Here is an 8,720-nt window from a genome sequence, read left to right as displayed (position 1 = left end):
CTTCTCCCAGTGCTGTTCAGGACTCGATGCCTTCGCGGGCCATCCGGACCAGTTCCGCCACATCCATGGCGTCGATCAGTTGTTCCTCGGCGGCCAGTTCCTCCGCGTCGGCCGCGGGGTCCGATCCGTCGGGGACGGTGTCGTGAGCCCGGTCCTCCTCGCTCTCCGTGACCTCCGGGCCTGCGGCGGGGAAAAGTTCGGCCCGGAGCCGTCCGGCCAGTGCGGTGGGGGTCGGATGGTCGAAGACGACGGTCGCGGACAGCCGTAGTCCGGTCGCCCTGCCGAGCCGGTTGCGCAGTTCCACGGCGCTGAGGGAGTCGGCGCCGAGTTCCTTGAAGCTCCTGCGCGCGTCGACCGTCTCCGCGCGGTCGTAGTTCAGGACGGCGGCGGCCTCGGTCCGCACCAGGGCGAGCAGTTGCTTCTCCTGCGCGGCGGCGTCGAGTTCGGTGAGGCGGGCCATGAGCCGGTCGCCCGGCGCTTCGCCGGACGGGCTCGGGCCGGGGCCCGCCGCTTCGCGGACGCGCGCCGGGACGAGTCCGCGCAGCAACGGCGGTACGCCGGTGCCGGCGGCCCGTAGCGCGGCGGTGTCGAGGGCGAGCGGCACCGGGCAGGCGTCGCCGGAGGCCAGCGCGGCGTCGAGGAGGCGCAGACCCTGGTCGGGGGTGAGCGCGTGGATGCCCGCGCGGGCGAACCGGCGGCGGTCCGCCTCGCCGAGTCCGGCGGCCATGCCGCCCTCCGCCCACGGGCCCCAGGCCAGTGAGGTGGCCACGAGACCGCGGGCGCGCCGATGCTGTGCCAGGGCGTCCAGGCAGGTGTTGGCCGCCGCGTAGTTGGCCTGTCCCGCGCCGCCGAGCAGGCCCTGCACGGAGGAGAAGAGGACGAAGGCGGCCAGGTCGAGATCGCGGGTCAGGTCGCTGAGGTGCCGGGCGGCGTCCGCCTTCGGCCGGAGGACCGCTTCGAGGCTCTCGGGAGTGAGGGCGTCGAAGACGCGGTCGTCCAGGACACCGGCGGCGTGGACGACGGCCCTCAGCGGACGGTCCGCGGGCACGGTGGCGAACAGTGCCGCGAGCGCCGCACGGTCGGCGACGTCGCAGGCGGCGAAAGTGGCTCTGGCTCCCAACTCGCCCAGTTCCTGGCGGAGTTCGACGGCGCCCGGGGCGGCGGCGCCGCGTCGGCCGACGAGCAGCAGATCGCGTACGCCGTGCTCGGTGACCAGGTGGCGGGCCACGGCGGCGCCCAGGGCGCCGGTCGCGCCGGTGATCAGTACGGTGCCGTCCGCCGGCCACGGCCCCTCACCGGGCCCGGGAGGCACGGGCGTCGTGGCACGTGTCATTCGGGGGGCGAGTACGCGCCCGGCACGGACGGCGAGTTGGGCTTCGCCCGAAACCTCCGCGGCGGCGAGGGCGGCCGCCATGACCCGCCGCGAGGCGGGTTCGTCGTCGAGGTCGAGCAGGATGATCCGGTCCGGGTGCTCGGTCTGTGCCGTGCGGACGAGCCCCCAGACAGCGCTGTGCGCGAGGTCGGGCACGTCCTCGTCGGGCCCCGCGGCGACCGCGCCCCGGGTGACGACGACCAGACGGGAGGCGGCGAAACGCTCGTCGGCCAGCCAGCCCTGGGCCAGGGCCAGCGCACGCCCGGCGGCCCGTGCCACGTCCGTACCGTCCGGGGAGGAACCGGTCAGGGGTGCCAGGACGACGGCCGGGACGTCCGCCGTACGGTCGATGTCCTCGGCGAGCGCCGGAAGATCCGGATGGGTCCGGACATCTGCACCGGCGGCCGTCGGCGCTCCGGCCATGCGGGCCGCGTCGGCCGCGTCGCCGACGACCGCCCACCGCTCGGGGGTCGCGCCGGAGCCCGGACCGGCGATGCCGGGCAGCACAGTCCACTCCACCCGGTACAGCGGGTCACGTCCCCCGCGCTGTGCCGCGCGGAGTCGCTCGGCGGAGACCGGCCGCCGCGACAGCGCGCCGACCGACGCCACCGTACGACCCGCCGCGTCGGCGAAGGCGAGCGTGACCGCGTCGGGTCCGGCGGGTGCCAGCCGGACGCGTGCCACGGTGGCCCCGGCCGTGTCCAGGCGTACCCCGCTCCACGCGAAGGGCAGCCGGGTCTCGTCGCCGCCGGGCAGCGCGCCCAGTTCGATGGCGTGCAGTGCGGCGTCGAGCAGCGCGGGGTGCAGTCCGTACCCGGCCGCGGCGCTGGCCTGTTCCTCGGGGAGGGCCAGTTCCGCGAAGACCTCCGTGCCGCGCCGCCACGCGGCACGCAGCCCGCGGAAGGCGGGGCCGTAGCCGAAGCCCTGTGCGGCGAGCGCGTCGTACCAGCCGGTCAGGTCCACCTCCTCGGCGTCGGGCGGCCAGTTCGCGAAGTGGTCGGTATCGGCCACCGCCCCGGCGGCCGGGGCGAGCACCCCGACGGCGTGCAGCGTCCAGTCGCCGCCGTCCGTCTCGCCGTTCTGCTGGTCGCGGGCCGGGGCCGCCGCGGGCCGGGTGTGCACGGTGACGGACCGCCGGCCGTCGGCGTCGGCACCCGCCACCTGGAGCTGGAGCTCGACGGCGCCTTCGTCCGGCAGCCCGAGCGGTGCCTGCAGGGTCAGCTCCTCCAGCAGGTCGCAGCCGGTGCGGCGGGCGGCGTGCAGGGCCAGTTCCACGAGCCCCGTGCCGGGGAAGAGGACGGTGCCGAGGACGGTGTGGTCGGCGAGCCAGGGATGGGCGTCCAGGGACAGCCGCCCGGTGAGCACCAGCGTGTCGGAGTCCGCGGGTCGCACCGCGGCACCGAGGAGGGGATGCCCGCCGGCACCGAGCCCGAGCGCGGGAGCGTCCCCGGCGGTGGCCGGTCCGGCGCTCGGCCAGTAGCGCCTGCGCTGGAAGGCGTAGGTGGGCAGGTCGACGCGGGAGGCGCCCGTGCCGGCGAACACCGCCGCCCAGTCGGGGCCGACGCCTCGGACGTGGAGCCGGGCGAGTGCCTCCGCGAGGGTCCGCTCCTCGGGGTGGTCACGCCGCAGCAGGGGGACGAACTCCACCTGGGCGTCTGCGGCCTCGTCGTCGTCAGGGAGACAGTCGCGGCCCATGGCGGTCAGCACGGCGTCCGGGCCGATCTCGACGAACGTCGTCACTCCGTCCGCCCGCAGGGCGCGTACGACATCGGCGAACCGCACCGTCTCCCGGACGTGCCGCGCCCAGTAGTCCGCGTCGGCCGGGCTGCCGTCGGCCGGCCCGGTGACGGGCTGTGCCGTCATGTCCGACAGCAGCGGTACGGCGGGCGCCGACAGGTCGAGCCCCTGAGCCACCCGGCGGAACTCCTCCAGCATGGGATCCATGCGGGGCGAGTGAAAGGCATGGCTGACCCGCAGCCGCCTGGTCCTGTGACCGCGCGCCGACAGCTCGTCGGCGATCTCCACGACCGCGTCCTCGTCGCCGGAGAGTACGCAGGAGAGCGGGCCGTTGACGGCGGCGATCGCCACCCGCGTCTCCTGGCCGCGCAGCAGTGCGGCGACCTCCTCCTCCGGCGCCCGGACCGAGACCATCGCGCCGCCCTCGGGCAGCGCCTCCATGAGACGGCCGCGCTCGGCGACCAGCGTCACCGCGTCCGGCAGCGACATCATCCCGACGGCGTGGGCCGCCGCCAGTTCGCCGACCGAGTGCCCGGCCACCCGGTCCGGCCGCGCCCCGAGGTGGTCGAGGAGCCGGAAGAGGGCCACCTCCACGGCGAACAGCCCGGCCTGGGTGAACACGGTCCGGTCCAGCAGGGCGGCGTCCGGGGAGTCCGCCCCGGCGAGCACGACGTCGCGCAGCGGCCGCCCGAGGCGGTTGCCGAACGCCTCGAAGACCTCGTCCAGTGCCTCGGCGAACACCGGGAACCTGGCGTGGAGTTCGCGTCCCATGCCGACGCGCTGGCTGCCCTGTCCGGTGAAGAGGAACGCCGTCTTCCCGCCGTTCGGCACGCCGTACGGCACACGGGACGGCGGGTCGCCGTCCGCGAGCGCCGCCAGATCCAGGAGCATCCGGTCCGGGTCGTCGCCGACCAGCACCGCCCGGTGCTCCAGCGCGGCGCGCGTGGTGGCCAGCGAGAAACCCACGTCGGCGAGTCCCGCCCGGGGCGTCACGCTCAGATGCTCACGCAGCCGCCGCGCCTGCGCGCGCAGTGCCTGCTCGGTCCGCCCGGACAACGGCCACAGGACCGTTCCGGGCGACGGCTCGGGGGTCGCTTGCGGTTCGGGGACGGGGGTCGCTTCCGGTTCGGGGGCGGGCGGCGCTTCCTCCAGGACGAGGTGGGCGTTGGTGCCGCTGATCCCGAACGAGGACACCCCCGCCCGGCGCGGACGCCCCTCGACCGCCTCCCACTCCCGCTGCTCGGTCAGCAGCTCGACCCCGCCCGAAGCCCAGTCCACGAGCGGCGTCGGCTCATCCACATGCAACGTCCTCGGCAACGCACGCCGTTGAAGCGCCATCACCATCTTGATCACACCAGCCACACCCGCAGCCGCCTGAGCATGCCCGATGTTCGACTTCAACGACCCCAGCCACAACGGCCGCCCCGCCGGCCGCTCCCGCCCGTACGTCGCCAGCAACGCCTGCGCCTCGATCGGATCACCCAACCGCGTCCCAGTCCCGTGCGCCTCCACCACATCCACATCAGCAGCGGACACACCCGCCGACGACAACGCCGCCCGGATCACCCGCTCCTGCGCCGGACCACTCGGCGCCGTCAACCCATTACTCGCACCGTCCTGATTGACCGCACTCCCCCGCACCACCGCCAACACCCGATGCCCCAGACGACGGGCATCGGACAACCGCTCCAGGACCAGCAGACCGACCCCCTCGGCCCAACCCGTCCCGCCGGCCGACGCCGCGAACGACCGACACCGCCCATCCACCGACAACCCACGCTGCCGCGAAAACTCCACAAACGTCCCCGGCGACGACATCACCGTCACCCCACCCGCCAACGCCAGCGAACACTCCCCCGCCCGCAACGCCGACACCGCCAGATGCACCGCCACCAACGACGACGAACACGCCGTATCCACCGTCACCGCAGGACCCTCAAGCCCCAACGAAAACGCCACCCGACCCGAGAGGACGCTCGCGGCACCACCGGTCAGCCGGCGCCCCTCGGAGGAGTCGGGCAGCCTGAGGCCGTTGTCGGAGTCCCGGAAGGTGAAGGTGCCGGCGAAGACTCCGGTGCGGCTGCCCCGCAACGCGTGCGGATCGACACCCGCCGACTCCACCGCCTCCCACGACGCCTCCAGCAACAACCGCTGCTGCGGATCCATCGCCAACGCCTCACGCGGCGAGATCCCGAAGAACTCCGCGTCGAACTCCGCCGCATCATGCAAAAACCCGCCATGCCGCGTATAAGACGTCCCCGGCCGATCCGGATCCGGATCGAACAACCCCTCCACATCCCAACCCCGGTCCACCGGAAACCCCGACACACCGTCCCGACCCTCCGCCACCAACTCCCACAACCCGGCAGGCGACACCACCCCACCCGGCAACCGGCACGCCATCCCCACCACCGCCACCGGCTCCCCCACACCCGCCTGGGTGAGGGCCTCCGGGCCCGGCGTCTCACCGTCCGGCGTGCCGTCGTCCGCCGCGTTCCGTAAGTACCGGATCAGGGCCTCGGGTGTCGGGTGGTCGTAGATCAGGGTGCTGGGCTGGCGTGTGCCGGTCGATCTGCTGAGGAGGTCGCTCAGTTCGACGCCCATGAGGGAGCTGAAACCGAGTTCCTTGAAGGAGGTGCCGATCTGCACGGCGTCGGGCGAGTCGTGGCCGAGGACCTGGGCCACGTGTGCGCGCACCAGCTCCGCCGGTGCGGGCCGGCGGTCGCCGGGGGCGGTCGGGGCGGCCATGTCGGGTTCCGGCGACGGGAGTTCCGGCGCGGCCGGGCCCTGCGGGAGCGATGCGCCGGGGGAGCCGAGCCAGTAGCGCTGCCGTTGGAAGGCGTAGGTGGGCAGGGCGACGCGGCGTGCTCGGGAGCGGGAGAAGAGCTGGTTCAGGGTCCCGGCCGCGCCGCCCACGTGGAGCTCCGCGAGTGCCGAGTAGAGAGTGGCCCCTTCGTCGCGGTCCCCCCGCACGGCGGAGACGAAGAGCTGGTCGGCGCCGTCGGGCGCGCAGTCGCGGGCCATGGTGGAGAGCACCGCGTCCGGCCCGATCTCCAGGTGGAGGACGATGCCGCGGGCGTGCAGGGTCCTGACCCCGTCGAGGAAGCGGACCGCGTCGCGGGCGTGGCGGACCCAGTGGTCGGGAGAGCGGAGTTCGTCCTCGGTGGCGGTTCGGCCGGTCAGGTTGGAGACCACGGGGAGGCGCGGTGTGCGGTAGGTGAGGCTCTCGGCGACCTGGCGGAACGCGTCGAGCATGCCGTCCATGTGGGGTGAGTGGAAGGCGTGACTCACCCGCAGCCGTCTGGTCCTGCGGCCGCGGTCGCGCCAGCGTCCGGCGAGGCGGAGCACGGCGCCCTCGTCGCCGGAGAGCACGGTCGAGGCGGGTCCGTTGAACGCGGCCACGGTGACCTGGCCGGCGAAACCCTCCAGGTCGGAGCGGAGTTCCTCCTCGGACGCCTGGACCGACACCATGGCGCCGCCACCCGGCAGTTCGTCCATCAGACGGCCTCGGGCCGCGACGAGCGAGCAGGCGTCCGGCAGGTCCAGTACGCCGGCCGCGTGTGCCGCGACCAGCTCGCCGACGGAGTGGCCCAGGACGGCGTCCGGCGTCAGACCCCAGTGTTCGAGCAGCCGGTAGAGCGCGGCCTCGAAGGCGAAGAGCGCCGGCTGGGTGTAGCCGGTCCGGTCGAGCAGGGCCGCGTCGGGGGTGCCGCCGCTGTCGAGGACCAGGTCCCGCAGCGGCCGGTCGAGATAGCGGTCCATCTCCTCGCACGCCGCGTCGAAGGCGTCCGCGAAGACGGGGAAGGTGGCGTGCAACGCCGCGCCCATGCCGGGCCGTTGGCTGCCCTGTCCGGTGAACAGGAACGCGAGGCCGCCCTCGCGTGCGGTGCCCTCCACCAGTCGCGGCGCGGGGCGGCCTTCGGCCAGGGCCGTGATCGACGCGAGGAGGTCGTCGCGATCGGTGGCGAGGGCGACCGCGCGCCGCGCGAAGTGGGTACGGGTCGTGGCGCAGGAGTACGCGATCTCGCCGGTCCCGAGTTCGGGGCGGTCGGCGAGATGGCCGAGCAGGCGCGCCGCCTGGGCGCGCAGGGCGGCCTCGTCGCGGCCGGAGAGGGCCACGGGGGCGGGCAGCGGGGCGTACGACGGGTCGGGGGCCGCGGGGGTGCCCCGGCCGCGCCAGTCCGACAGCACCAGATGGCAGTTGGTGCCGCCCATGCCGAACGAGCTCACCCCCGCGGTCCTCGGCAGGTCGTCGTGGGGCCAGGGCGCCAGTTCTCGCTGGACCGTCAGATTGAGGCGGTCCAAGGGCACCGAGGGGGGCGGGGCGGTGAAGTTGAGGCTGGGTGGAAGGGCCTGGTACTCGATGGACAGGATGACCTTGAGCAGGCCCACGACACCGGCGGCGGCCTCCAGATGACCCACGTTGGTCTTGGCGGAGCCGACGGCCAGGGGCCTGCCGGGTGTCCTCATGGCGCCGAGGGCCGCGCCGAGGGCCGCGGCCTCGACGGGGTCGCCGGCCTTCGTGCCGGTGCCGTGCAGTTCGACGTACTGCACCTGGTCGGGGCGGGTCCCGGCGCGCCGGTGGGCGAGCCGGATCACCTCGCGCTGGGCGCTCTCGTCGGGGACGGTCAGCCCGGAGGAGGCGTTGCCGGCGTTGTTCACGGCGCCGCCGAGGATCACGCAGCGGATGCGGTCGTCGTCCTCCATGGCCCGGTCGAGGGTCTTGAGGACGACCAGGGCTCCGCCCTCGCCGCGTACATAGCCGTTGGCGCGTTCGTCGAAGGTGTGGCATCGCCCGTCCGGCGAGAGGGCGCCGGAGCCGGCGGCGACGAGCGCGCCGTCCAGGGCGAGGTTGAGGTTGACGCCGCCGGCCAGGGCGGCCGTGCAGTCGCCCGCGCGCAGGCTCTCGCAGGCCAGTTGGACGGCGACCAGGGAAGAGGACTGTCCGCTGTCGACGGTCTGACTCGGCCCCCGCAGGTCGAGGGTGTGGGAGAGCCGGTTGGCGATCATGGTGCGTTGGGTGCCGACGGCGGTGTGGCGGGTGATGCCGGCGGCGCCCAGGCGGGCGCGCAGGGTCGCGTAGTCGTCGGTGGCGGCGCCGACGAAGACGGCGGTCGGCGTGTCGGCCAGGGTGCCGGGGACGATGCCGGCGTGTTCCAGGGCCTCCCAGCCGAGTTCCAGGACCAGGCGCTGTTGGGGGTCCATGGCGGTGGCCTCGCGCGGGGAGATCCCGAAGAAGGAGGCGTCGAAGAGGTCGGCCCGGTCCAGGAAGCCGCCCCACCGCACGCGTTCGGCGTCCGGTGCCGCCCCGGCCGCCGTGATCGCGTCGGCGTCCCAGCGGTCGGACGGCGCCTCGGTGATGGCGTGCCGCCCCGTCGCGAGCAGCCGCCAGAACGCCTCCGGGTCGGGCGCGCCGGGCAGTCGGCAGGAGTATCCGACGACCGCAATCGGCACGCGGGGATCCCCGTCGTCCTTGTTCGGCATTTCTTCCGTTTCCGGCTTCCCGGCCATCCGGGCAAGAGGAATTACTCGGGCCACGGAAGAACTCTCGCAGTCCCGCATATCGTTTCGGTAGCGCGGCCCGCGACACCCCACGGTGGCTGGAAACAGA

Annotated in this window: 1 protein-coding gene; it reads right to left on the bottom strand. The window is 74.2% G+C overall.

Annotated elements, in window-relative coordinates:
* Positions 1-16 precede the first annotated feature (16 nt).
* Positions 17-8,593 carry a type I polyketide synthase gene (locus tag ACZ4Z2_RS07980; RefSeq protein ID WP_468073527.1) on the bottom strand — a complete coding sequence of 2,859 codons (8,577 nt, stop codon included), beginning with the start codon at positions 8,591-8,593 and terminating at the stop codon, positions 17-19.
* Positions 8,594-8,720 lie beyond the last annotated feature (127 nt).

The sequence above is a fragment of the Streptomyces sp. NPDC030183 genome, assembly GCF_055573455.1.
Note: the sequence above shows the minus strand (reverse complement) of the source record. Positions and strands in the feature narration are given on the sequence as shown.